Origin of the sequence: Caballeronia eucalypticola, from assembly GCF_047608185.1 — a bacterium.
GTDB lineage: Bacteria > Pseudomonadota > Gammaproteobacteria > Burkholderiales > Burkholderiaceae > Caballeronia.
Genome location: NZ_JBLKRU010000004.1, coordinates 134,811 through 158,621, shown reverse-complemented (window position 1 = coordinate 158,621; position 23,811 = coordinate 134,811). Strand labels below are relative to the sequence as shown.

Sequence of the window (23,811 nt, the reverse complement as noted above, 5' to 3'; positions counted from 1 at the left end):
TGATCACCTTTGCGGCAACAACCGGGCGACGTCCACACGGCTGCCCCGCTTGTTCGTTCGTTGAGCAGTCCTGACGCGCGCTTTCGGAAATGAGAAAAAGATGAATGCTCCTATGGTCGTGGTACAAAGCGATCTGCTTCTGCCGACGCTGTTCCCGCTTGCCAGTATGCCCAACGCCATTTATGGCGAAGAGTGGACATTAACCGGCACGCGTCCGAGTTTGACCGAATATGAAATACCGTTTTACGCGGCGCGTTTCCTCACGGCATATGTCAGTGCGCTATCTCTTCGCAACGATCGGTTCCCCTATACGCCGGCCAGTCTCTGGGGCAAGTTCAAACGCAATGATGAATTTGATCACGTAGCGCAAGGCGTTGACGCTCCTCCTATTGTGATTGGCGAAGCACCGCAAGCCGTCGAGCCGGCGCCGTTCGCGTTCGAGCCGTTCACCGCGCCCGATGACCGGCATGGGAAAGCGCCAGCAGCGAATAACGATCATCACAAACAACTTGCCGGTGGCGCGATTGCCCTGGCATGTGCGGGATTTATTGCGTGGGCATTGTTCGGTACGAAGATCGACCATCAGGATACCGAAATGCATCAATCCAAGGTTGTGCTGAGTGCAACCCCGGTAGTCACGCCGGCGTCTGATTCTGAACCGACTCATAGAGCCGGTGCGCCTAGCGCAACCGTGGTGGTTGCTGCGACTTCGGCACCTGCCAAGACTTCGACTACTACTGCGGCATCGATAGAGGCTTCTGCCTCCCGTCCGGCTGCGATTGCCGCGTTGCCATCTGTGCAAAAACCGGTGGTTATCAGTGGCGTTGGCCAGTCGCCGGTGAAGACGGACTCGGCAACAAGCACAAACGCTATTGCCAGTCATGACCGGCCTGCTGCACCTCGCACCGTGTCAGAGCGCGCAACCAAATTACAGCCAGTGGCACAAAAACATGAACGCCATGGCGCGAAAGCCAAGGCGAAAAGCAAGCGCGATGCGCGTCGGTACGAGGTGATTCATCGGCGCAAAGGCCATGAGTACCTCGGCGCACCGGTTTATCGCAGCACCGGGCACGAAGCTCCCATTGCATCGCCGGGCCGCCGTACGCTCGCGCGTGATGACACGCGTCCCAACACGGCGAACTCCTCGCTTAGCGTCACGGACATGTACAACATGCTCGCGCACTCGGCCGTGCTCGATGACAACAGCGGCGCTTCGCGTCAGTCAGTTCGCGCGGCGCCCGGAGAAACGGCCGCTTTGCCGCCAAGGCGTGCAAGCGCCGGCGAAACACCTAGTTGGAATTCTGACTTGAACCAACGCCGCGTCACTGACACGCCCTCATACATCTCCAAATGATCGGCCGCCCTCATGGCCGCATCGTGCGACGCCCAACGCCTTTCCTACACGCGCAGCACGACGTGTCGTGAATCGGTAGCCGACACTTACTTAATCTTGAAGCCTCGCTCTATGAAGTCCCGCACCCTCTCCACCCTTCTGAACGCGTTGTTCGTTACGGTGATCGCGTGTGGCTCATCCGTCGCGACGGCTTATCAGCCAGTGGGCACGCTGCTCTCGGCGACCGGTCTCGCCGACCCCATCCGGCAACCGACCGTAAATGGTTCTATCGACGATTTTCAGGTTAGCACTGACGCAGCAGGCGCAAAAGTCCTTGCTCGAGCGTGTCATTGCAGTGTCGAATGATCGGGCGCCGCGCCTGACTGCTGACTTGTCCATTGTTTGGGTGCAGGAAAATGAAGTGTCGCAACGTCGGCAACAGATGCAGGTGGAATCGGCGGCATTATTGAACGAGAAATCCTTTGCCTAGCGCAAGCTGCTCATGTTGCAGTGGCAGGTTCGGCAGCTTGAGGATCAGAACCAAAGAGGACTTGTTCAGTAACGCGCAAGCTTGATCCAGCGTTTGATCCGAGCAAACCATGTAGCAACAAAAAAGGCCGTTCCAACTTTCAAGTTGAAACGGCCTTTGTCATTGATCTTCAAAAAAGCAGTTACGGACTGATTATGCGCTGTTCGACCACGATCGCCTAGAAACGAGTTTCGCGTGCCACGCGAAGGAACGTATCGAGTAACGGCGTGCAATCGAGCAATTCATCTCCACCCGCGCGATGGAACTCCGGATGCCATTGCACGCCCATCACAAACGGCGCGCGGCGATAACGCACCGCTTCAATAATGCCGTCGTGTGCCGATACCGCTTCGATGTTTAGGTCACGGCCAACCGTCTTGACCGCCTGATGGTGGATCGAGTTGACGAGCGCCTCACGATGCCCCGGAAACATGTTGACGAGTGTTGAGCCATCGGGAAAACGAATCGGGTGTCGATGCTGATCGTATTGCTCGTTCACATGCACACCGGCCGTGGGGACATCGGTCGCAATATCTTGATAAAGCGTTCCGCCAAACGCGACGTTGATCAGTTGGCAACCGCGGCACACACCCAGCACCGGCTTGCCCGCCTCGACGAATTCATGCAACAGCTCAAGCTCGTACATGTCCCGCACGCGGTCGCCAGGCCATTCGTGGCGCGTGGCGGCTTCCGCATACGATTGCGGCGACACGTCAGCGCCGCCTTGGAGCAGCAAGCCATCTAGCTGTTTCGCGTAGTCGCGCAGCCGGATGTTGCTCGGATGCAGCATGCCCTGATGGCCAACCGTCGGAATCATGAAGACCAGCACGTCGCGCGACATCACCCAATGCGCAATCGACTCCTCCAGATACTGCAGCGTCTTGCCGCGCAACCCTTTGGCGCCCGGTTCAGGATGAAAAATCCGCGCCGACACACCAATTCGTAACGTCCGCTGCGTGATCCGCTGACCTGCGCGGTCGAAGATTTGACGCGCGCGCGCCTTGATCACCCGGCCAAATACCGACCAAGCGGAATCACTTTGGTGCAGGTACGCAGGCGGCGCCTTCATCTCGGGTGCATCGGGGGAATTGGGCGGCGGACGGAATGTGCCAAAGTCCGGCGCAGCCGTAAATTCCGGCGGCAAGCTGGAAGCGGGTTTCGATGTGACGCTTTCCGTCACGCTCGCGCTTTCTTTCACGCTCGCGGCTTCAGCCTCAGCGGATTGTGCCTCTGTCGCGTTCTCAACCTCTGTCGCGAGACTGGCTTGCGCTTCCGTCGCCGTCTCAACTTGCGCGGCGAGATTCGCCTTGGCATCGATCGTTTTATTCGCGGAAGATGCGGACCGCGCGCTTTCACGCGCTACCGTTTCCTGCAGCGCCGTCGCCTTCGCGGCCGATGCACGAGCAGCGGCGGCATCGTCGCGTTGGGCTTTGGCTGTATCGACAGGTTCTACTGTCGACGCGCTGTCTGGCGCATCCGTCGATGCCCGTTCGGCTGCAGTGGCATTCGACGCCGGTTGCGTAGCTGGAATGGGAATATCCGAACTCTTCGTGGAAGACGCGGGCGGGACGGCCGGCGTATGGCCGCTCTGGACTGAGCCTGAAACGTCGGCTGCGGGAGCACCGGTACGGGGCGTGCTCGGTGTTATCGACCCACTTGATTCATTTGACTCGTTTGACTTGTTTTCGCTCATTCCGTTTTTAGGCGCGAGGCGCTGTGAGAATGGTCAGAGTTTAATTATCCGCCTCTGGTCCGGGGGCGGCAAACCATCAAACAATTGCTCACATTATCGGGGGAAACAAAGCTTTCATGCTCAAGGATGATCTCTCGGCTCCTCGAATGTTTCTCGCAGCGCGATCTGCATGGTTGCGTGAATTTTGACGCACCAGCGCCACAATACCGTGAGCAACAACGCCGCGCAGACGAGCACCGCGATCATCAAGCCGAACGGCGGCAGGATGCCGCCCGAAAGCACTGTCACCAGCAGGAAAACACCGAACATCGCGAGAATCGGGATCAAGCCGGAAATGGCCGATCGCAACGCGCGCGTGAAACGTCCGGCCTTCGCGGGCTGCACGCTCACTTCGGCGAGCATCAGCGCGAGCGACCCCAGTTTTCGATACACCGCCACCAGGAACGGCATGGACACCAGCAATGCCAAGCTCCAGAGCGCGACACGCTGAGCGTTATTGGTGGGCAACCAGCGTGACAAATATTCGGTGGCAAACGGCGCCGAGTAGGACGCCGACAGGAAGATCGCGGCCACCAGGGCGAGATTCACCGCAATCTGCACCACGATCCGCCTCGTCATGCTGAATAGCGTCGGCCCGCCTGTGTCAGGCGAAAGGCTCGCGAGCCACTGCGAATAGAGGCCAAAAGTGTTCGCGACAGGAACGGGCATGGAGCGGGCAATGCGGCGTGTGATCGGATCGGCGGCCTTGATCAGATAGGGGGTGAACAGCGTAGTCAACGCGGAAACCGTGACGGCGATCGGGTACAGGAAACTGCTGGTCACTTTCAGCGACAACCCCAGCGACGCGATGATGAACGAGAACTCGCCGATCTGCGCCACGCTCATCCCCACCCGCATCGAGGTGCGCCCATCCCTGCCCGCGAGGAAAGTGCCAAGTCCGCAGGACACGATCTTGCCGAACACGACCGCAACCGTAATCACCGCGATCGGCCACCAGTAATCCACGAGCACCGCCGGGTTCAGCATCAGGCCGATGGTCACGAAGAAGATGGCGGAAAACATGTCGCGAACCGGCGCGATCAGGTGCTCGATGCGCTGCAGGTTGCGCGATTCAGCCATGATCGCGCCGATCAGGAAAGCGCCGAGCGCAATGCTGTAATCGAATTTCACGACCAGCAAGCAGAAGCCAAAACAAAAGCCGAGCACGGTAACAAGCAGCATCTCGTCGCTCTTGGCTTTCGCGACATAGTCGAGTGCGCGCGGCACGATCAGGATGCCGACCACCATCGATACGGTCATGAACAGCAGCAACTTGCCCAGCGTGACAAACGCGACGCCCGCCGAGACGGAACCCGTCTGCGCGATGCCCGAGAGCAGCACGAGCATGGCGATGGCGAGAATGTCCTCGACGATCAAAATGCCGAAGATCAGTTGCGCGAACGGCTCGCCCTTCATGCCGAGTTCGGAGAGCGCCTTGACGATGATCGTTGTGGACGAGATGGCGAGCATGGCGCCGAGGAACAGCGAATCCATTGCGTTCCAGCCAAACCACTGCCCGATTTCATAGCCGATCCAGATCATTAGCACGATCTCGGACGCTGCAGCCACGAACGCCGTCGCGCCGACCTTGAACAGCTTTTTCAGGCTGAATTCGAGGCCAAGCGAAAACATCAGGAAAACCACGCCGAGTTCGCCGAGCGTCTGGATGGTGGCTTCGTCGTGGATAAGCTGGAACGGCGGCGTGTACGGCCCAATGATCACGCCCGCCACGATGTATCCCAACACGACCGGCTGCTTCAAACGGTGAAACAACACCGTGACGACGCCCGCAATCGCCATGATTACCGCCAGATCCTGAATGAAGCCGATCGCGTGATGCATCCACAAATCCTTACAAAAAGCACACAGGGATGCAGATAGTACCGCAACGGTTTTTTACATTGGTGACGGAAATGATCAGACGATGGGCAGAGCAGGAGACGCCATCGGACAGCGCCGATGGCGGTATGGCGCGCGATCTTCAGTCTCAAAGGCGACCGCGCCTTGGGAAGCGTGCCGGCCTGAACCGATATCAGGCCGGCCTCAGACAACTAAGGCTTATTAGACCGCCGCTTCGTCTTCTTCGCCCGTGCGTATGCGGATGACGCGTTCGACGTCGGTCACGAAGATCTTGCCATCGCCAATCTTGCCGGTCCGGGCCGCGCCGATGATTGCGTCAATCACCTGATCCGTCTGTGAGTCGGCCACGACCACTTCGATCTTCACCTTCGGCAGGAAGTCGACCACGTATTCCGCGCCGCGATACAGCTCCGTGTGCCCCTTCTGCCGCCCGAAGCCCTTGACCTCGGTGACTGTCAGACCGGTGAGCCCGGCGCCGGCGAGTGCTTCACGGACTTCGTCGAGCTTGAACGGTTTGATGACTGCGGTGATGCGTTTCATGGCGCGCCTCTTGAGAAATTGTACGAATAAGCGAGAAAACGGATTTAAGAATCGATAGTTTGATTCTAGCCGCGTTTTCTCAGTTGACTGTAGAGATCTCGCGCCATAACACCGGGATCACGCCGTTATCGACGCATTTACGCGCAGATATGGTGCAAACGGCTCAATCCACCGGAATATTCTTCAAATCGTTCATCCAGACGACCGACTCCGAATCGCTCGGCGCGCGCCAATCGCCGCGTGGCGATAACGAACCACCCGTTCCTACTTTCGGTGCGTTCGGCACGCAAGACCGCTTGAACTGGCTCGTCCGGAAAAAACGGTCGACGAAAATACCCAAGTTGTGCTTGATGGCCGGCAACGCGTATTCGTTTCGGGCGACATGCGCGCCTTCGGGCCAGTCGCCCGCATCGCGATCCTTCCACGCGGTGTAGGCAAGAAACGCCACTTTCGTTGGCGCGAAACCAAAGCGCAACGTGTAGTACAGGTTGAAATCCTGCAGCTCGTACGGCCCAATGACGCTCTCGGTTTTTTGCTCCGGATTGCCGTTCGATTTACCGGGAACGAGTTCCGGGCTGATGTCGGTATTCAGGATGTTGATCAGCACGTCCGAACCCGAGTTGCCGATTTGTCCGGTCTCCGCGACCCAGCGGACCAGATGCGTGATCAGCGTTTTCGGAACGCTGGCGTTGACGTTGTAGTGCGACATGTGATCGCCCACGCCGTACGTGCACCAGCCAAGCGCGAGTTCGCTCAGGTCGCCCGTGCCAACCACGATTCCGCCCTTGAAGTTCGCAAGCCGGAACAGATGATTCGTGCGCTCGCCTGCCTGCACGTTCTCGAACGTGATGTCGTATTCCTCCTTGCCCGACGCATACGGGTGGCCGAGGTCTTTCAGCATCTGCTCGCAACTTGGCCGGATGTCGATCTCGCTCGCCGTACAACCAACGATCTCCATCAGTTGACGCGCCTGCAGGAGCGTCCGGTCGCTTGTGGCGAATCCGGGCATGGTCACGCCGAGAATATTCGTGCGCGGCAGCTTGAGCCGGTCCATGGCCTTCGCGCAGACAAGCAATGCATGGGTTGAATCCAGGCCGCCTGAAATGCCGATCACGACCTTCGATATGCCGCTAGCCGAGAGCCGTTGCACGAGTGCCTGCACCTGGATGTTGTAGACCTCGTTGCAGCGTTCGTCGCGGCGCTTCGGGTCGGACGGAACGTAGGGGAAACGCTCCACGACGCGGTCCAACGGCAATGCACGATTGATCGGCAGATCAAGATTGAAGCGCACCGTTTCGAATTTCGATACCTCGTCGGCATGCCGGCGCACCGACTGGCCAAACGTGGTCTGGCGCATGCGCTCACGCGAGAGCCGCTCCAGGTCGACATCGGCGAAAACGAGATGCGAGGTGTCCAGAAAACGCTCTGACTCGGCGAGCAGTTCGCCGTTTTCGTAGATCACCGCCTGACCGTCCCACGCCAGGTCGGTCGTCGACTCGCCCCTACCCGCCGATGTGTACAAATACGCCGAAAGGCACCGCGCGGACTGCTGCCCAACCAGTTGATGCCGGTAACTCGACTTGCCGACCACCACGTTCGATGCCGACAGATTCACCAGCACCGTTGCCCCCGCGAGCGCGGCGAATGACGAAGGCGGCACCGGCACCCAGACGTCTTCGCAGATTTCCACGTGAAAGCGGAACAGCGGCATGTTGGCAATTTCAAACAGCAGCGACGCTCCGAAAGGCACTTCGGCACCGAGCAACGTGACGCGATCCGTCGATGCGTTCTCAGCTGCACTGAACTGGCGCGCTTCGTAGAACTCGCCGTAGTTCGGCAGATAACTCTTGGGCACGACGCCCTGGACCTGACCGCCCGCAACCACCACGGCGCAATTGAAAAGCGTATGGTCAACGCGCAGCGGCATGCCCACGATCATTGCAATGGAGAGCGTCTTCGATGCCGCCACAACCGACCCGAGCGCCTCTTCGCAGGCATCGAGCAAGGCCCGCTGGTGGAACAGGTCGTCGCACGTGTAGGCCGGAAGCCCAAGCTCCGGGAACGCGACCAGCACCGCACCGTTTGCCGCAGCCTGCTTAGCCAGGTCGATGGTTTCGGCGGCATTGAACGCCGGATCGGCAACACGGCAACGAGGCACGCCTACCGCCACGCGAGCGAAATCGTGGCTGTAGAGATTGAAGAATCGGTTTTTCATCTTGAGCTTGTCCATACGATGCCCCGCATTCGGGGATCCTGTTCCGGCGCATAACGGGTTAAGGGCGGATTTAGAGTGACCCCTGAGAGTGACCCCTGAGAGTGACCCCTGAGCGACCGCTGTAAAAGCGAAAGCATTTCGACATGATAATAAGTCGAGTTGCCGTTTCCGGGCGTCTATTGGATCAAGGGTTAGCCATCCGGTCAGGATTCGAGAGTATCAAACGCCCGGCGCTATGCCTTTTTTCTGAAGGGCGTATGCGCTTCCAACTCCTGGATATGCTGGTCCATCGCCGCCGTCTCTTCATCGAGGAATTCACTGATCGCGTGGGCAAACCGCGGGTCCGCGACCCAATGCGCGGACCAGGTGGGCGTAGGCAGCATGCCGCGCGACATCTTGTGCACGCCCTGCGCGCCGCCTTCAAAACGAGCCAGCCGGTTCTCGATGCAATACTGGATTCCCTGCATGTAGCAGGTTTCAAAATGCAGGCCCGAAATGAATTCCTTTGTGCCCCAGTAGCGGCCGAACATCACGTCGCCGCCGATCATGTTCAGCGCGCACGCGAGCCGCTGGCCGTCCACTTCGGCGATCACGAGCAAAATGCTGTCGGGCGCCCCCGCGTGGATCTGGCCAAAGAATTCGCGCGATAAATACGGCGGATTCCAGTGCTCGCGGTAGGTATTTTCATAACACGCGTAGAAGAAATCGAGCGCTTGCTCATCTATTTCCGCCCCGCGCAGCCACGTGTAGGTGACGCCGGCATCGACAACGCGCCGACGATCCTGCTTCACCTTCTTGCGCTTGTCGTGGCTCATGGTCGCGAGAAAGGCGTCGAAGCTGTCATAACCACCGGACTCGCCGGACTCACCGGATGCGCCGCGTGCATTTTCCCAGTGAAACTGCACGCCTTCGCGCAGCATGTAGCCGGCTTCGGTGAGCGCTTCGAGATCCTGTTCTTGCGGGAAAAGCACGTGCAGGGAAGACAGTTCCAACTGCTTGGTCAACTCGATCGCGCCGCGCGCGAGCATCACGCGCTCTTCGTGCGTGGCGGCGATCAGGCGCGGCCCGGTCACGGGAGAAAACGGCACCGCCGATAGACCCTTCGGATAGTACTTAAGGCCGTTTCGCTCGAAGGCGTCGGCCCAGGCGTGATCGAACACGTATTCGCCGCGGGAGTGCTTCTTGAGATAGAGCGGCATGGCGCCGCTCAGCTTGCCGTCGCGTCTGAGGAGCAGGAAATGTGGCCGCCAGCCGGTTCGGGCGACCGCGCAGCCCGTGTCCTGCAGCGCCGACAGAAATTCGTGCCGGACGAACGGGTTATCGCCAGCGAGACGGTTCCATTCCTCCGGGGTCACGGAATCGAGCGAATCGACCACATGTATTTCGACCTTGCGGTTCAACAGGCTTACCTCGCTTCGGGCTTGTTTGGGGCTTGTCTGGAGCTTGCTCCGGCTGCGTGCCGGGCGCTTGGTGCGCCGCGGAACAGTTATTCTCGCCGAAGTCACGAGATTTTGTTCGGAAGGGGTTTAACGCAGAAGCTTGAGGGATAATGCGCGGCATTGCGGCTTTCGCCTTTTCGCCAAGCTTCTCCCATGCCCTGGTTCCTGTATCTCATCGAATGCGCCGACGGAAGTCTCTATACAGGGATTGCGACCGATGTCGAGGCGCGGTTCGCGAAACACGTCAGCGGCGAAGGCGCGAAATATACGCGATCACGCAAGCCCGTGGCCGTACGGGCTTCGTTTGAGCTGAGTGGTCGGGCAGAAGCCTCGCGCGCCGAGTATTGGGTGAAGCGATTACCAGCGGCGCGGAAATGGAAGTTGGTATCGGGGGATCTGGAATTGGCAGCAGTCATGCCGGCCGTGGAAGTGGAGCTGGAAGCCGAATCCAGCACTCATGCCGAGGCGCGATAAGCGATGCACCCCGGGCGCTCAGCACGCTGCGAGTAACAAACGGGTGGATTCAGACCGCTGACTCACGATCACATTAGCTGCTGCGCCAACGATCGGAACCCGTTGGCGCAGAACCGTCCTACTGATTTTCAAGTGCGGTCATCTTTCAAAATGCCCCCCCGGCTGCCAAAGCAGAACGTTCCAGCATTTCCCGCTGTCGCCGCGTGCAAATGAATGCGTCCTAACTCTGAACTGGCCACGCAATTTTTGCCCAGTTCAAACCGCCGTCCTTTACGTCCTAGACATGACCGAACATCTCGAGTGCGAATCCGTACGCTGGGGTGAGGAAACGAAGATCCGCGTTACGCGTGGCATCCGCAATCGTCAATGCACTCCATGTCACAGCGCCGTCGATGCTTGTCTCCAGATCCGTTGCTCGCCTTCTTGGAGGCTCTCTAATAATGCCGACAATCCGAGCGAGCGGGAACAGAAATCCTCCCACCGGTGTGTGCGGAGAACCATGACGCGGCATAATGGCGGCGTCGGCATAACATTCTGCAAAGAGATATCAGGCCATTTGCAACATCGAGAAATTCATGACTCTTCGCTGACACAGTGGCGGGCGCGAAGGCGAGTGCTATGGTCTATAGCCTCGTGCGGACTTGCCGGGCCTGCAACGTCGAGCCCTATGCGTATCTGTATTATGTGCTCACCGAGATGCCACAACGGGCATCGGATGCTGACATTAAATTAGCGACCTGCTGCCGTTTAACTTCGCCAAACGAGTGCAGTTGGCTAAAACACACCCGCGCGTGAAGCACCCCGATCTGGGGTCCAATCCGCGTTCTCCACGGGCTTGGGCATAAGTCGATCATCGATCGGCAACGTAGGCGTGCTCGCTATCGCAACGTGGGCGCCAGCGCGGTGCAACTGCGACCTCGGCTAAAATAGCGGAGTGCTCGCTCTCGCATCAACCATCGGAAATCATTCCATGACCAGGCCAAATCTCAGCTCCCTCAGCATTGCTTCGGACCGTAACCAGTCTAATCTGTCGAAAGGGCAAAAGGCGTTCAACACGCTTATCAAGCAGATTGAAAAGCGACGCGCCAGACTGAGTGCCTGGGAGGCTGCAATGCCCGCCTTCCATCGGAAATACGTAAGCGATTTCGCGCCCCTTGAGCAGACTTCCAACGACTTGCGGAAGAAGCTCGTGCATCGCCTGGACCAGGCGTACGCTCAGAAGGGGCTGACCAAATCCGAGCGACGCACGATTGCAGAGCTGATCAGCGACCTGGCAGGTGAGCTGGTCGCGCAAAGCGACGATCCGGAGCTTAAAACGATTTACAACCGGTATAGCGAATCTGACTTTGACAGTGAAGCTGCCGCCGAGCTGGACGACATGAAATCGGTGCTTGAGGCCATGCTCGGGGTCGAGTTGGGCGACGACGTTGATATGAGTTCTCCCGAGGACGTGTTGCAGCGTGCCCATGCGCAAATGGAACGGATGCAGGCACAAGATGCACTCGAAAATCAGGCTCGGGAAGCGCGCCGCGCCAAACGAAAAAAGACACCTAGACAACTCGCAGCAGAGGCGCGAGAACAAGTTGAGCAGGCCGAGCTTAGCTTATCTATCCGCGAGGTCTATCGCAAACTGGCCAGCGCCTTGCATCCGGACCGCGAAACCGATCCGCAGGAACGTGAGCGCAAGACCACTTTGATGCAGAGGGTCAATCAAGCGTATAGCAAAAATAGCCTGTTGCAATTGCTTGAGTTGCAGTTGGAGTTAGAACACATCGACCAGAGCGCCATCAACAACATCGGCGAAGACCGGTTGAAACACTACAACAAGATTCTAAAGGAACAGGTCGGTGAACTCGACCACGAAATCCTGCACGTCGAGAACGGATTCAAGCACAGCTATGGAATTCCGCCCTTCATCGACGTGTCTCCCAGCACCATCATGCGCAATCTTGGCGCCGATATCTTCTCGCTGCAAGAGAGCCTTCAGGCCCTTGAACATGACCTGCTCGTATTCGACGACGTCAAGCAACTGAAGGGCTGGCTAAAGGCCGTGAAACGGTCATTAGCCACGCCGCGCTTCGACGATATGCCGTTCTAGGGGAGCGCCGTCTTTCGTGCTTCATCCGTGGTGTGGAGAAACCACCGCTTACTGACAATCCATCCGTTTTGAGCAACAAATTGAACTGCTCGGATGTATCGCCCTATGAGACCGTATGAGGGGTGCGCTCAGACGGATGTCTTCCCAAGACTTCGAGCTCCGCTAGTGGCCGCATAAAAAAGTGCACCGCAACATCCGCGAAGACCTCAACGTAGCAGCTATGCGCGGGAAAATCGCGGAATCAGGATATCGGTGAGACGTCGCTTGCCACCAACCCGTGGAACAACTGGTATCGCCACAGTCATCGCCTCGCGTATCAACGATCCACTTCCGGAGCGTCATGGTCTGGCTGACGGCCACGATCGGACAGCCGCGGATCTGACCGCTCGCCTCTAGCCGGCGCCATCGGCGCGATCACCGGCCCATCGCGCAGCACGGGCATATTCCTTACGAAGTCGACGATCTCCACGGCCAGACGCCGGTCATCGGTCTCCCGTGACGCGGCCATCGCCAGCGCCATCTCGCGCCACGCGGCGAACACGCCGAAATGTGCCTCCCAGCCCGCGCGCCGCTGCGTGTCCGTCGCCACCGCGCGCCAGTACCGCGGCGTTTCTCCGCGCTCCAGCATGTACACGACGGCTTGCTTTGGATAGCGGCGCGCCGCCCCGCGCGTGCGCCGTGACGTTGCATTCGCCTCCACACCATGCGCCTGGAGCTGCTGCGCAAACCGCTCCCGCCAGCGCTGCAGGTCACGCTTGGCCGGATTGAGCCGTCGCCCGTCCGGGCCCCTCACCTGCACGCACAGATGCACATGCGGATGCGCCTGGTCGTCATGCGCGGCGAAGACGTAGTCGCGACCATCGCCGAATTCGAGCGCCGCAAAATCGCGCGCCGCATCATGTACCGCACGACGCTCCGTACCCGGGGGCATCGACAGCAGGATGTTGAACACCTCGCGATGCGTGCTGGTCTCCGGTAGTCCCCAGCCGCCGAACTGCCACGCATCGGCCAGATCGTGCAGAGCGGCTGCGCCCACAATGGTCTGCCCGTCCTGGTCCTCGAGTTGGACCTCGCCGTTGCGGGAGATGTAGCGCAGATGCCGACGCACGGCACCCATGCCCTGCCCACCGGATGCCCTGTTGGTGATTTTCACCATCACCTCGGGCGTATGTTTCAGCGTGCGCGCCAGTTGCTCGCGCACACGTGCCGCCTGACTCCCGATCTGGACGTGCGAGAGCTGCGGCGCCCCGACGTGCCGCAACGGATCGTGGAACAACCGGTCGCCCCAGTTCAGGAGCATCGTGTCGATGTAGATCTTCGGAAAAGGCATGCTAGCGACTCCAGCGATCAATGTTCGCGCGAAGCAGACCCGACACCGCGCGCAGATGGGCATCGATCTGCGTCTTCAGCTCCACGAGCAGGCGAGCGTTACCTGCATCGGCAGCCGTCCCATCCCGGTCGATTTCACGAATCACCGGTCCCAGTGAGCGGCTGATCCTCGCGAGCGCGTGGTTCGAGGCGGCAAGCAGCACCATCTCCTGCTCGCCGAACTGGGGGACATGCGTCAACTGCGCGCGGATCATCGCAACGACCCAGCGATTCGCGGTGAACCCGCATGTCGTTGCCTGCCGCTCGACCGCGTGCAATTCGGGTCGGGTCAGGCGGATCTCGAGGCGTTCGCGATGCTCGCCAACGGGGGGCGAGCGCATGAAGTCGGCGCAGCCGGCCCGACAGTTCGGCTCATCTGCGGCAACTGCATCGAGGATCAGTTGCCGCACACCTTGGGTTGGTGTGACATCATGCAGGGCGCACCAGTCATCCCAGCGCGGCTTTATCTCGCCGAGGTCAATGGACAGACGTGCACGGGTGTTCACGGATGCTCCTACAGCGACGGCTGCTCAGGCCCGGACAGCGTACGCTCGACCTCACGCTCGACCTCACGCTCGGCCGACCGCCCAGGCGCCGGGCGCAGTGCGCGCAAGCGCGTGGACGGTGCCTTCGGGTCAAACACCCTCGGTGTGGGTACACGTACGCCCTCGGCGCGAAACGTGTCGTAGAGCTTGCCGGCGTGCGGTTCCACCCGCCTAATCGCCCGGTCACTGAAGCCCCGTGCACGCATGACCGCAACGATGACCGCCATCTGCAGTGCCCGCTGACCATCGACAGCCGAGCGTGCCTCTCCAAGCGGTGCTGAGGCCCGGTCTGTGGCTTGGTTGCGGGAATCCGCGGATTGCACCTGCCCAAGATCGTTGGGCATCGCCTGCTCACCTAGACGCGCCCGCACCGCATCGAATTCGCGGCGCCGGCGCGCATCGATTGCCTCTGCCACCGCTCGGTCCAAGCTTTCACCACCTCCACCCGCACCGCCCTCTTTCGGCAACGGTGCCCGCTCGATCATGTTGATCATCGGGTCCGCTGCGGCGCGCTCAGCCAAAGTCGTTTTGCTCATGATCTACCCCTCGTATGGTCCATTCACGCTTGCGCGCGCCCTCCCCGATTGAAGACACGCCCTACCGGTCAGGACTTCCACCAGTCTCGCGTTCCGCGCGTTCACGGACTTGCGCGAGCGCTACGGCACGCGCCTCACGAATCCGTGTCCACGACACCGACTGCAACTGCTCGAGCGTCGGGTCGAGGTCCGTGCCAAAACCTGCCTCGCGCGCCGATTTCTTCAGCGACGCCACCACACGTTCAAGCTGGTCACGCGCACGGTCCCACGGATAGACCTTCGCCCGCTCACCGTCGTAGCCAATCTGCACCTCGGCGCCATTCATCCGCTGGTTCTGGTCCATCCACTTCAGCCGATCCGAGACGAATTCCATGTGATCCTTGCGGTGGAACACCACGCTTCGCGACGCCACCTCCTGGATCACGTAGTGTTCGGTGTTCAACACCTCGCCGCGATAGGGGCCACCGTTCTCGCGCGGCGTCGCCATCCGGATCTGCGCGCCGAACCGGTGCTGCGCCAGCGCTCGGATTTCGCCAGGCACATCCTCCAGGCCGTACAACGCCTGCCCAATCTCGCGGCGCGGTGCCGCGCGGGATTGGGCCTGACCCCGAGACCCCGCGTCCTGTGCGTCCTGTACGAACGCAAGCGCGCTGTCCGTGTCCGCGCCTGCGCGACCGGCATCCGGCTGCGGCGTACCGGACGATCCCGCTTCCAGCGGCGCGTCCTGCACTGGCACATCGCGTGTCTGCCGCCTACGGCCCGTCCTGCGCCGCTTCGCGCCTGCGGCTTCATCCGTCGTTGCGTCAGTCAGTTCCTCTTTCACGCGTCCCATGTCTGCGTCCTCCATCCATTCAAAGTTTGTCGCGCGAGCCGCCCTCCCTGCATCGGCACCGGGTGGTGCACCGGTCAACGCGGGGAGGTTCGTCGTGGTCCTGCTTGCGACATCACGTAAAAGCCCACCGACGGCATCCAGACCGCATAACACGGCCATGTCGTTGAAATCGGTCGGCTCCATGCCATGGATGCGGGCATCCGGGGCGAAGGATGGTAGTGCGAGAGCCGCATGTGCTGCCTGCGCGGCTTGGCGCGCAAAGCGCTCGCCCTTGCCAGGTTCTCCAAGGACGATGAGCGGAGCACTTGGGTATCGCTCACGCAGGCCTGAAGCAACCCGGGGCAGGTTGCCAGCGGACAGCGCCGCCACCGCAACCCAGTCGGTCGCCCGATGTGCTGACAGCGCCGTCGCCATGCCCTCCGCGATCAGGATCGGCGTGTTGCCCGCCTGCCCCGTCAAAGGTCCGCTCACCCCACTCACCCAATAACCGCCCTTTTTTGCACCACCGGCCAGCGACGATTTACGTCCCATACCATCGATCAACTCGAGCGTCGTCATCGCATCGTCAACCCGCGCGGGCACGATCAGCACGCGGCCCTCAAGCGGCTCTTCGGCACTCAGCGGCATGTAGCCAAGCAGCGCCTTCAGCTCGAGTGCCTCGAGTTCGCGCAACGTTGCAACCGGCTCGAGCTGCTTGCGCACGAGGTACGGATGCTCGGGCGCAACAGGCCGCGCCCATTCCCAGATCGACACGCTCGTGTGCGCCACAGCTGCGTGGCGCGCACGTATACGGGCCTGCTCATGTGCCAACTGCCGTGCCGCCTCCCGGGCTCGACGCGCGAAGCTCTCGCGTTCCGGACCCGGTGAAGCCGCGGGGACAGTGACCGGCACTCGCGAGGCCTTGACATCGAAGCCTTGCTGCTGAGCGAGCCAGAAGAGGGAAGCCAACGTCTTGCCACCCGACGCGCGTGCGGAGCGCCATGTCGTGCGCGCCGCACGCTCGTTGTAGTTTTGCGCGCTGCGACTCCATTCATCCCAGATTTCAAAGCCCGCGTCACCCAACCCCTGCCTCACGGCGAACGCCATGTCCACCCAGGTGGCGTAGTCGTCGGCCGGGATCATCGCGAGCGCGGCACGAACACGGTTTGGCTCATCGACATAGGGTGCGTTCATCAACGGCCTCCCGTGATCGGCCCAACGTTCGACTCAGACTGTGACTCACGCCTGCGCTTCGCTTTGAGATCGGCTCGTGAAGCCGGGCCGGCCTCTTCCTTTGCCCCACTCGCGTTGCCGCCCGCGCGCCGTTTCCGCGTAGCCGCAGCCGCACGCAATTCCGCCACGTCCAATTCGGACAGCGAAAGCGTGCGTCTTGCCGCCACAATACGATCGCGTGGCACGCCCAGCAGCATGAAATGCCGCTCGACATAGGCACTCACGTCGTCCTCGCTGAGCTCGGCCAGTTTCGCTGGCAGCTCGCGTGGATCCCAGGCCTGCCACACCTCCAGCTGTTCGACGGGCACATCGATGAGCCCGATTCCGGCAGCATCGACCTCTGACGGATCGAGATCGCGCAGGCGCCGTTCGGTCTGCGCGGCAAAGCACGCGAAATCCATCGCCGCGACTATCGGTGGCGCCGCCAGGCGTGCGGTAAAGGCAGGATCACGCCAGTAGCAGATCTTGTCGGCGAGGACGGGCTTGGTGTTCTCGAGCAGGATGATTTGCTTGCCGCGCCCGAGTTCCTTCAGCTCCTGCGGCAGAAGCAGCGGCCGGCGTTGCAAAGAGATGCTCTCGCTCGAGCCGCCCCGGGCACCGAAGATCGCATTCGAGCGGCTCACGCTGCGCGACTGTTCGGTGAAGGTGCCGAGCATTTCCGAATATTCGTTTGCATCCTTCTGCTCGCGCGGCGCATAGAGGATCTGCATCGCGTGGTTGGTCACGAACGTGCGCGCATCGGCCCGGCCGTACACCGACTCAAGCTGCGAGACCGACTGCACGATCGACAGCATGCGCAGGTTGAACCCCGCCATGTAAGGGACGGCCCGCGCGATGATCTGGATCTTCCCGATTGAAGTGAATTCGTCCATCAGCAGCAGGCACTGGAATTTCAGCGCGGGATTTCCTTCGGGCAACTCCTTCGTATTAAGGTTGACCAGCTGCGAGAACACGAGGTTGACCAGCAGCGCCGCCTCGGCCAGGTGATCCGGCGTGATGCCGATATAGATAGTCATGCGGCGCTTTCTCACGTCGCGCAGATCGAAGTCGTTACCACTCGTCGCCGCATCGACAATGGGGTTGGCCCAGATCGTGAGCGGCGCGTTGAAGGTTGCGAGGACGCTCGCGAGCACCTTGTCGTCGTTCGCAAGGAAGCGGTTCAGCGCGTCAACACAGGGGCCGCTCAGGAGGCTGCGGTGCTGCAGCAGCGCCCCCTGCAAGTACGCCTTCACCGGCATGCCGTTGCCCGAGGACTGCCGCAGAACCTCACCCATCGTGACCGGATGGACCGGCACAGCCATGTTGCCTGCGCGGCGCGCGTCTCGCCACTCGCACAGGAGCAGCACAATACCGAGAAAGAGATTGCGCGCCTGGTCCTTCCAAAAGTCGTCGTGACCGCCCACTGGATACAGTGCGTAGCCGATCGCGAGGATGTCTCCCACGCGAAATACACCGCCCGAGATCGCTGACAGCGGGTTGTACCGGTGCGTGCGGCCATCCTCGGCGAACGGATTGAACAGATAGACCGCCTGACCGTGTGCACGCCTGAACCCGGCGGTGACGTTATAGTTCTCCTGCTTGATATCGAGCACGACTACCGAGTCAGGGTAGCTGAGCAGGTTCGGGATCACGATGCCCACGCCCTTGCCCGAGCGCGCTGGTGCCGCAAGCAGCACGAACTGCTGTCCGGCAAAGCGCAGATAACGTCCTCGCCACACGCCGACAACGAGCGCGGGACCGGCGTTGCGAATCGTGGGCGTGTTCACAGCAGCCCCGCCGCGCGGATTTCCGCTTCGCTCGCAAAGCGCGCACTGCCATACAGTTGCCGTCGGCCGGAGGCACCCCACAACAGGGCATACGCAGCGGCACCCGGCGCACCATAGGCGAGCAGCAGCCCGAACAGGGCCGAACCGGCGATACGGCGGCCTTCCTTCGGCAGGCCACCCGCGTACCAAGCCCGCGCTGCGTCGAACCAACCCCACGTCCCCGCATGGAACGGATTGATTCGCAGGCTCGCGTACAGGAAAAACGAGGCAAACCACATGGCCGCCACGAGACCGGCGACGAAAGCGGCCACGACCATCAGCGTGATCGCGCCGCCTCGGACGTGATGCCAGAGTTCATGCCGATCTGGTGACTGACTGTCAGACTGATCGGCCGGCATCATCATCGCTGTAGTAGCAGACGTGGTCCGGCCCTGTGCGCTAGGCTGCACGACGCACTGTCCTGCGGGATTCGGAATTGATGCTTTCATCGGAATTTCTCCTTCCAATTTCCAGTTACCCGAGCGCGGCCCGGTATCGGCGCAGCGGATCAAACCAGATTTCGGTCATCTCCCAGCGTTTGGCGGCCTGCGTGCCGGTATCGTCGAACACTGGTTGCGCCTGCATGTGCGCCACCACATCGATCGTGAGAAACAGCAGACGCTTGAGCGCAGCATCGTCATAGGCGCGCGCTTCGGGATGTTCCTTCGCCATCAGCGCAAACCGCTCGATGGCAACCGCTGCGCTGGAGGCGTGGTAGCTCGTAATCGAGCCGGAATGCCCGGTCGTCAGCAGCTTGAGGAAGTCGTACGCTTCAGCCCCGCGCAATTCGGCCAGCAGCACGCGGTCAGGGCGCATGCGCATCGCGCTGGCGATCAGGTCCGCGGGCGTCACCTGGGCCTGGCCGTGGCCACCCTTGCTGTAGACAAGATGCACGCAGTTCTCGATATGTCGGAGGAACAGCTCCCGGACATCCTCGATGGTCACGATGCGTTCGCCCACGGGGATGTGCTGGCACAGTGTCTTCATGAAGCTGGTCTTGCCCGATCCGGTACTGCCGACGATCACGATGTTCAGACGTTCTGTGACCGCCCGTGCGAAGAAGGCCGCAAAGTCACGCTCGTCGAGGCGGCTTACGAGTTGCCGGTCCGCTAGGCACAGCAATCCGAGCGCGTCGTCATCGAGCCCTACCGGACGAAGCCACGACGTGTCGTCAAACAGGCCCTCTGCTCGATAGCGGCCGAGCGTCTTCTCTTTGGACGAGGGCCGGCGGATCGTGAGTGACACCGTGCGCGACGGCACCACTGGGGGCACCACGACCTGGATGCGCGCACCGCCCGGCAGGAGCGCTGAAAGCACCGGGTGCTCGGCCGACACTGCCTGGCTGGTCAGCGTCGCAATGGCCACCGCAAACGACATCAGCCGTTCGAAGTCGAGATCGGGGCAGTCGTGCGCCCGCCAACCGAGGTGTGTTTCGGTCAACACGCGCTCAGGCCGGTTGACCACCAGCTCGGTCACATCCGTGTCATCGAGCAGCGGCGCAAACGGGCGCATCAGCTCACGCACCGACGCATCGTCCGGCAGGCGCGCGAGAAGCCCTTCGTCAAGCCGCTCTGGTGTGGATGCGCCTGTGTTCATCGAAGCGCCTCCGGCTGCAATGCATAGACCGTGCTGAAATCCAGATCCCGTGCGACGATGATCGTGAATTCCGCGCCCTGGTCCTGCGTGAGTGTCGGCGGAATGTTGATCGTGCTGTCGAGTACGCGTGTGGCCATGTCGTTGCCCTGCTGCTGCGTGTTCTCGAAGACGACGGATCCATTGCCGTTCCCGCCACGCGTCGCGAGGTAACCGATTGCATCCTGGGTCATGCCGAGCAGCATCGCCGCGCCAATGCGCTCGCCCCAATGGTTGTTCACGTAACCACCAACACCCATGCGCCCCAGCGCGTCAGCAGCTGGTGAGTCAATCTCGATCGTCACGCCATGGGGCGTCCTGATTCTGGCTGAGAGCACGAATACGCGTGTCTGCCCCGGTGCCAAATTGGAGCGGTATTCGCTGTTGATCTGCGAGCCACGCTCGACGAGCACCACGCGCCCGTTATCCGAATACACGTTGCGGGTGACCGTGCAAGTGGAGATGCCGGCTTGCGTCGAATCGAAGGCGGTGTCCCCCACACAGTCGATCTTCGCGCCCTGGGCCAGAATTAGGCTGCGATCGCCGAGAAGTCCCGCTGTGACCCGGGGTGTCAAAGTGGGCGTCAGCGCCTGGCCAAGCGGACTGCCGGCCTGCCCACGCTCAGCAGTGGGTGTACTCACCATGCCCGACAAGGACGCGGGCGCAGGCGTACCGGCACCGCTCTGCGGTGCGGCGGTCGGTGCGCTCTCCAGTGTCCCCGCACTGCTGGAGCCACCGGTCGTCATTAACGGCGCGTCGTAGTAGCTGCGCACAGTCGGCACGCGCGCTGAATTCGCCGGAGAACGCGTGAGCGCCGCGGACGCGGGCACGCCCTTGGCCTCAGGCGCGCTTGCAGGGTGCGCAGCCGATGCCGGCCTGCCAGCGGCCGATGCCTGCGGGTCGTCGAAGATCCTCCCCTGCACCGGCTGGTTAAGCGCGGCATCGCGTCGGGCTTGGGCCGCCGCGTCGTGCCGTGCCAGAAAGCCGTGCACAGTCCAGACCGCACCGGCGAGCACGACCGCTACGATAGCGAGTGGCGTCAGCCACCACGCGCGTGGACGACCGCTACCGTGTTGCCCCAGCTCCGGCATGTCGCGCTCGGGCGATGCCCCGTCTGGACCTTCGGCAATGGCCAAATTCTGCAGGTTGCCCGCGTTATCGGGACTGCGGCTGCGCTCAGCGGGACCGTCCGGCTCCATCGGATTGTGCGGGGTATTGTCACTCATGGCCGTCACTTCGCAGAACACGCTTCACGCCAGTCACCGTCGTGCCATCTTTCGGTGGCACACCGTCCATGTCGTACGCGTCGTTCCAGATACCCACCGCTTCATCGGCGAGCCGCAGCACGAAGCGCCGTGCAACCTCATGGATGACGACAACGTCACTCTCCATGTGCCGATCCACCACGCTCTCGCTACCGTCCTGCGCGATCCGGAAGATCGCAGGAACGCGGCGGTTGTTGGGGATGCGCAGATACGTGAATCGACCGTCGTCCCATGCGGCAACCGGCGCAATGTCGTCCGAATGCGGCATAACCTGCATCGAGTAGCGGGCATTGCGCACAATCGGCGGCTGTGCAAGGCGCTGCTGTACAAGTGCCCGATCCGTATCGGCGCGAGCTTTTTCCTGTCCCTCATCCGGATAGCTGAACGTGACGCGATACACCTCCTCGTGATTAGCGAACTTCGCCTTCAGGGGCAGCACCACGAGATCGAAGCTGTAGCTGCGCAGGTCGGTACGGATTTCCAGGTTCGTGTCGTGCGCGGCAAGCTGGGGCTTGAGCCACACGTCGTGCTCGCCCCGGTTTGCCACGACCTGCCAGCCGTCGCGGTCTCCTGGGGCGACAACCAGAAGACGTTCATGCGCATCGAGCGCAATATGGGTGGCAAAGCCGCGCTGTGCGTCGATGCGCACCACCTCATCCGCGCGGTACAGCACCTGGCGCACACGCGAATCGCGTGACCAGCCGGGCACGTCGTAGGCGTGTGCGACCTGGGTCGCCAGCGAGGCGAACAGCGCCATAATCAGAAAGCGCGGATTCATCGGGCACCTCCCGCTGCAGATAACGAGGCCGGTGGTGTGGGTGGTGTGTATTCGGGATCGCGGCTGTAGGCCGTCACCGTGAAGCCAAACGGGTTTTCGAGCGCCGTGCTCTCCCGCTTGAACACCGGCGGCCGGTACGTGTAGGCGAGCGTCACCACGAACCGCTGGGGCGGTTCGGCGTTGTCCTCGCCATGTTTGCGAGTGGTGCGCTCGATATGTACCACCGCCCGACCCGGCTCATCGGGTGGCAGTGTGGTCGACAGGATCCGGACGCGGCGCTCGGTGCCGGCGCCAAGTTGCCGGTCAAGTGCATCCGGACCGCTGTAGAACTGGCGGTAATCCCGTGCGATCGTATCCGCGCTCATGTCGAGCACCCGGTCGTAGTCCATCTGCAGCAGGCCCCAGTCATAGCGCTCGCGCGAGCGCACATAGACGTCAACCCAGTGCTTGTCCTGGATCTCGCTTGTATGCACGTGCTTCGCATCGAGCACATCGATCACCTGTGACTCGCCTGTCAGACGATCAACCTCGATGGGTAGCGGCACCACCCGGTAGAACGGGACCATCACCGCGAGTGCCGCTGCGCTGAGTGCAGCCACGCCCGCTGCCGCGTAGGCCACGTGCCATGCCCGCCGCTCGGAGCGTACCTGCATATCCGTGAGCGAAGCCTCGATGTCCAGCACGCGCCGGTAGTCATGGCTGGCTTTCATGAGCTGACCCCGTCCGTCGATGTCACGGGTGGCGCGGGTGGCGCGGGCGGCACCGGTGGTACACGATTCACCGGCACGCGATGCGAGCCATCGGGCAACACCGGTTTCGGTGGATTTGCGCTGCACGATTCGATAAGTATGACTAAACAGGAAACCAATACGGTCATCATCAGATTCTTCATGCTGCGCTCCTTCAGTTGCCGAACGTGGCCGGTACCATCTGGTCCTGCAACCGTGCCGTGTTGCCAGCCCGGCTCATCACAAGCTCACCCTGCTGCTCGGCGATCAGCCGATCCTCTGTATCCGAGAGCATCCTGAACAGCTGCAGCTTCGTCATCTCGTTACCCACCGCGGTACTCTCTGACTGGATGCGGGCTTGCAGCTCGGCGACGCCTTTCGGGTCCTGCGTGACATCAATCTGCTGCATCAGACTCTGGATCTGACTCAACTCCTGAAGCTCGGTCTGATACGCCTGCATGCCGAACGCCTTGTCCTGGAAGGGCTTGTTTAGTGCCCGCTGACAGACCTGCTGGTCAATCCCGCTCTGGTCCTCGCAGTTGTAGATCTCGCCTGCCGAGCGCAGCGCCTGCGCGCTGCCCGTGAGGCCCGCGTAGCCGCCCTTCTGGATCGACGTATAGACGCCCGTCCAGTTCGACGGCAGGGAATTCGCCAGCACCGGATTGCTGAGCAATGCGCCGAATCCGCGGGACCCGTTCATCGACTGGTAGAGCTGGATCTCCTGCTGGACTTGCTGTTCGAGTTGCGCGACCGTTGAGATGGCCTGCGCGACGTTCTGCGCATCGAAAACCGGAATCCCCTGCGCATGAACCGGCCCCGCGAAGTCAGCAGCCAAGACCGCCGCTGCGGCAACGCGCACCAGTGCGTATGGTTTGCTCATGATGTTTGCC

At 61.4% G+C, this 23,811-nt stretch carries 22 protein-coding genes and 2 pseudogenes; 6 read left to right on the top strand and 18 right to left on the bottom strand.

Going from position 1 to position 23,811, the window contains the following annotated elements; translation table 11 throughout:
• Positions 1 to 100: 100 nt before the first annotated feature.
• From ACMX25_RS07130 to ACMX25_RS07120, 3 genes are all read left to right on the top strand, one after another.
• Positions 101 to 1,354: a hypothetical protein gene (locus tag ACMX25_RS07130; RefSeq protein WP_414948866.1), complete on the top strand. Its 1,254-nt coding sequence runs from the start codon at positions 101 to 103 to the stop codon at positions 1,352 to 1,354.
• 111 nt (positions 1,355 to 1,465) lie between these two features.
• Positions 1,466 to 1,699, top strand: a complete 234-nt coding sequence (locus tag ACMX25_RS07125; protein ID WP_414949077.1) for a hypothetical protein — start codon at positions 1,466 to 1,468, stop codon at positions 1,697 to 1,699.
• Positions 1,614 to 1,823, top strand: a complete 210-nt coding sequence (locus ACMX25_RS07120) for a DUF2968 domain-containing protein (RefSeq protein ID WP_414948864.1) — start codon at positions 1,614 to 1,616, stop codon at positions 1,821 to 1,823. The genes ACMX25_RS07125 and ACMX25_RS07120 overlap by 86 nt, the downstream gene beginning before the upstream one ends.
• 217 nt (positions 1,824 to 2,040) lie before the next feature.
• On the opposite strand, the gene ACMX25_RS07115 is transcribed toward ACMX25_RS07120, so the two are convergent.
• From ACMX25_RS07115 to ACMX25_RS07095, 5 genes are all read right to left on the bottom strand, one after another.
• Positions 2,041 to 3,555, bottom strand: coding sequence for a gamma-glutamyl-gamma-aminobutyrate hydrolase family protein (locus ACMX25_RS07115; protein ID WP_414948863.1), 1,515 nt, complete (start codon positions 3,553 to 3,555; stop codon positions 2,041 to 2,043).
• 120 nt (positions 3,556 to 3,675) lie between these two features.
• Positions 3,676 to 5,436, bottom strand: a complete 1,761-nt coding sequence (locus ACMX25_RS07110) for a cation:proton antiporter (RefSeq protein ID WP_414948861.1) — start codon at positions 5,434 to 5,436, stop codon at positions 3,676 to 3,678.
• Positions 5,437 to 5,655: 219 nt separating this feature from the next.
• Complete coding sequence (locus tag ACMX25_RS07105) at positions 5,656 to 5,994, bottom strand: P-II family nitrogen regulator (RefSeq protein ID WP_031361078.1); 339 nt, start codon at positions 5,992 to 5,994, stop codon at positions 5,656 to 5,658.
• A 163-nt stretch (positions 5,995 to 6,157) separates the two neighbouring features.
• The gene (locus ACMX25_RS07100) at positions 6,158 to 8,209 is read right to left on the bottom strand and encodes an NAD(+) synthase (protein WP_414948859.1); all 2,052 of its coding nucleotides are present in this window, start codon (positions 8,207 to 8,209) and stop codon (positions 6,158 to 6,160) included.
• A 233-nt stretch (positions 8,210 to 8,442) separates the two neighbouring features.
• Positions 8,443 to 9,609, bottom strand: a complete 1,167-nt coding sequence (locus ACMX25_RS07095; RefSeq protein WP_414948858.1) for a GNAT family N-acetyltransferase — start codon at positions 9,607 to 9,609, stop codon at positions 8,443 to 8,445.
• Positions 9,610 to 9,801: 192 nt separating this feature from the next.
• Here ACMX25_RS07095 and ACMX25_RS07090 point away from each other — a divergent pair, with 192 nt between their 5' ends.
• The 3 genes and pseudogenes from ACMX25_RS07090 (at position 9,802) to ACMX25_RS07080 (ending at position 12,220) form a co-directional block, all read left to right on the top strand.
• On the top strand, positions 9,802 to 10,122 hold the full coding sequence (locus ACMX25_RS07090; protein WP_414948856.1) for a GIY-YIG nuclease family protein: 321 nt from the start codon (positions 9,802 to 9,804) through the stop codon (positions 10,120 to 10,122).
• A gap of 525 nt (positions 10,123 to 10,647) precedes the next feature.
• Positions 10,648 to 10,967: pseudogene (locus ACMX25_RS07085) on the top strand (transposase domain-containing protein); the annotation flags it as partial.
• A gap of 125 nt (positions 10,968 to 11,092) precedes the next feature.
• Complete coding sequence (locus ACMX25_RS07080; protein ID WP_414948855.1) at positions 11,093 to 12,220, top strand: molecular chaperone DnaJ; 1,128 nt, start codon at positions 11,093 to 11,095, stop codon at positions 12,218 to 12,220.
• A gap of 145 nt (positions 12,221 to 12,365) precedes the next feature.
• Here ACMX25_RS07080 and ACMX25_RS07075 read toward each other — a convergent pair.
• The 13 genes and pseudogenes from ACMX25_RS07075 to virB5 form a co-directional block, all read right to left on the bottom strand.
• Positions 12,366 to 12,519 (bottom strand): annotated as a pseudogene (locus ACMX25_RS07075) (DNA adenine methylase); the annotation flags it as partial.
• 17 nt (positions 12,520 to 12,536) lie between these two features.
• Positions 12,537 to 13,550 (bottom strand): relaxase/mobilization nuclease domain-containing protein, encoded by a 1,014-nt coding sequence (locus tag ACMX25_RS07070; protein ID WP_414949062.1) that lies wholly within the window; start codon positions 13,548 to 13,550, stop codon positions 12,537 to 12,539.
• Position 13,551: 1 nt separating this feature from the next.
• The gene (locus tag ACMX25_RS07065) at positions 13,552 to 14,094 is read right to left on the bottom strand and encodes a plasmid stabilization protein (protein WP_414948854.1); all 543 of its coding nucleotides are present in this window, start codon (positions 14,092 to 14,094) and stop codon (positions 13,552 to 13,554) included.
• Between the two features lie 8 nt (positions 14,095 to 14,102).
• Positions 14,103 to 14,669, bottom strand: coding sequence for a hypothetical protein (locus ACMX25_RS07060; protein ID WP_414948853.1), 567 nt, complete (start codon positions 14,667 to 14,669; stop codon positions 14,103 to 14,105).
• 61 nt (positions 14,670 to 14,730) lie between these two features.
• A complete protein-coding gene (locus tag ACMX25_RS07055; RefSeq protein ID WP_414948852.1) occupies positions 14,731 to 16,674 on the bottom strand; it encodes a PriCT-2 domain-containing protein in 1,944 nt (647 codons plus the stop codon).
• Positions 16,674 to 18,479: a type IV secretory system conjugative DNA transfer family protein gene (locus ACMX25_RS07050; protein WP_414948851.1), complete on the bottom strand. Its 1,806-nt coding sequence runs from the start codon at positions 18,477 to 18,479 to the stop codon at positions 16,674 to 16,676. The genes ACMX25_RS07055 and ACMX25_RS07050 overlap by 1 nt, the downstream gene beginning before the upstream one ends.
• Entirely contained in the window at positions 18,476 to 18,967 is a 492-nt protein-coding gene (locus tag ACMX25_RS07045; protein ID WP_414948850.1) for a hypothetical protein, read from the bottom strand. Before ACMX25_RS07045 ends, ACMX25_RS07050 begins: the two co-directional genes overlap by 4 nt.
• 25 nt (positions 18,968 to 18,992) lie before the next feature.
• Positions 18,993 to 20,114, bottom strand: a complete 1,122-nt coding sequence (gene virB11 / locus ACMX25_RS07040; protein ID WP_414948849.1) for a P-type DNA transfer ATPase VirB11 — start codon at positions 20,112 to 20,114, stop codon at positions 18,993 to 18,995.
• Positions 20,111 to 21,376 carry a type IV secretion system protein VirB10 gene (gene virB10, locus ACMX25_RS07035; protein ID WP_414948847.1) on the bottom strand — a complete coding sequence of 422 codons (1,266 nt, stop codon included), beginning with the start codon at positions 21,374 to 21,376 and terminating at the stop codon, positions 20,111 to 20,113. The genes virB11 and virB10 overlap by 4 nt, the downstream gene beginning before the upstream one ends.
• Positions 21,369 to 22,172 (bottom strand): TrbG/VirB9 family P-type conjugative transfer protein, encoded by an 804-nt coding sequence (locus ACMX25_RS07030; protein WP_414949060.1) that lies wholly within the window; start codon positions 22,170 to 22,172, stop codon positions 21,369 to 21,371. Before ACMX25_RS07030 ends, virB10 begins: the two co-directional genes overlap by 8 nt.
• A 17-nt stretch (positions 22,173 to 22,189) precedes the next feature.
• Entirely contained in the window at positions 22,190 to 22,903 is a 714-nt protein-coding gene (locus tag ACMX25_RS07025; protein WP_414948846.1) for a VirB8 family type IV secretion system protein, read from the bottom strand.
• Positions 22,900 to 23,085, bottom strand: a complete 186-nt coding sequence (locus tag ACMX25_RS07020) for a hypothetical protein (protein ID WP_414948845.1) — start codon at positions 23,083 to 23,085, stop codon at positions 22,900 to 22,902. Before ACMX25_RS07020 ends, ACMX25_RS07025 begins: the two co-directional genes overlap by 4 nt.
• 11 nt (positions 23,086 to 23,096) lie before the next feature.
• On the bottom strand, positions 23,097 to 23,801 hold the full coding sequence (gene virB5, locus ACMX25_RS07015; RefSeq protein WP_414948844.1) for a P-type DNA transfer protein VirB5: 705 nt from the start codon (positions 23,799 to 23,801) through the stop codon (positions 23,097 to 23,099).
• Positions 23,802 to 23,811: the final 10 nt, after the last annotated feature.

Bases quoted from the DNA above. Each gene is read 5' to 3' on its own strand.
- ACMX25_RS07130 (WP_414948866.1), top strand. From the start codon at position 101: ATGAATGCTCCTATGGTCGTGGTACAAAGCGATCTGCTTCTGCCGACG.
- ACMX25_RS07125 (WP_414949077.1), top strand. From the start codon at position 1,466: ATGAAGTCCCGCACCCTCTCCACCCTTCTGAACGCGTTGTTCGTTACG.
- ACMX25_RS07120 (WP_414948864.1), top strand. From the start codon at position 1,614: ATGGTTCTATCGACGATTTTCAGGTTAGCACTGACGCAGCAGGCGCAA.
- ACMX25_RS07115 (WP_414948863.1), bottom strand. From the start codon at position 3,555: ATGAGCGAAAACAAGTCAAACGAGTCAAATGAATCAAGTGGGTCGATA.
- ACMX25_RS07110 (WP_414948861.1), bottom strand. From the start codon at position 5,436: ATGCATCACGCGATCGGCTTCATTCAGGATCTGGCGGTAATCATGGCG.
- ACMX25_RS07105 (WP_031361078.1), bottom strand. From the start codon at position 5,994: ATGAAACGCATCACCGCAGTCATCAAACCGTTCAAGCTCGACGAAGTC.
- ACMX25_RS07100 (WP_414948859.1), bottom strand. From the start codon at position 8,209: ATGAAAAACCGATTCTTCAATCTCTACAGCCACGATTTCGCTCGCGTG.
- ACMX25_RS07090 (WP_414948856.1), top strand. From the start codon at position 9,802: ATGCCCTGGTTCCTGTATCTCATCGAATGCGCCGACGGAAGTCTCTAT.
- ACMX25_RS07080 (WP_414948855.1), top strand. From the start codon at position 11,093: ATGACCAGGCCAAATCTCAGCTCCCTCAGCATTGCTTCGGACCGTAAC.
- ACMX25_RS07070 (WP_414949062.1), bottom strand. From the start codon at position 13,550: ATGCCTTTTCCGAAGATCTACATCGACACGATGCTCCTGAACTGGGGC.
- ACMX25_RS07060 (WP_414948853.1), bottom strand. From the start codon at position 14,669: ATGAGCAAAACGACTTTGGCTGAGCGCGCCGCAGCGGACCCGATGATC.
- ACMX25_RS07055 (WP_414948852.1), bottom strand. From the start codon at position 16,674: ATGAACGCACCCTATGTCGATGAGCCAAACCGTGTTCGTGCCGCGCTC.
- ACMX25_RS07045 (WP_414948850.1), bottom strand. From the start codon at position 18,967: ATGAAAGCATCAATTCCGAATCCCGCAGGACAGTGCGTCGTGCAGCCT.
- virB11 (WP_414948849.1), bottom strand. From the start codon at position 20,114: ATGAACACAGGCGCATCCACACCAGAGCGGCTTGACGAAGGGCTTCTC.
- virB10 (WP_414948847.1), bottom strand. From the start codon at position 21,376: ATGAGTGACAATACCCCGCACAATCCGATGGAGCCGGACGGTCCCGCT.
- ACMX25_RS07030 (WP_414949060.1), bottom strand. From the start codon at position 22,172: ATGGCGCTGTTCGCCTCGCTGGCGACCCAGGTCGCACACGCCTACGAC.
- ACMX25_RS07025 (WP_414948846.1), bottom strand. From the start codon at position 22,903: ATGAAAGCCAGCCATGACTACCGGCGCGTGCTGGACATCGAGGCTTCG.
- ACMX25_RS07020 (WP_414948845.1), bottom strand. From the start codon at position 23,085: ATGAAGAATCTGATGATGACCGTATTGGTTTCCTGTTTAGTCATACTT.
- virB5 (WP_414948844.1), bottom strand. From the start codon at position 23,801: ATGAGCAAACCATACGCACTGGTGCGCGTTGCCGCAGCGGCGGTCTTG.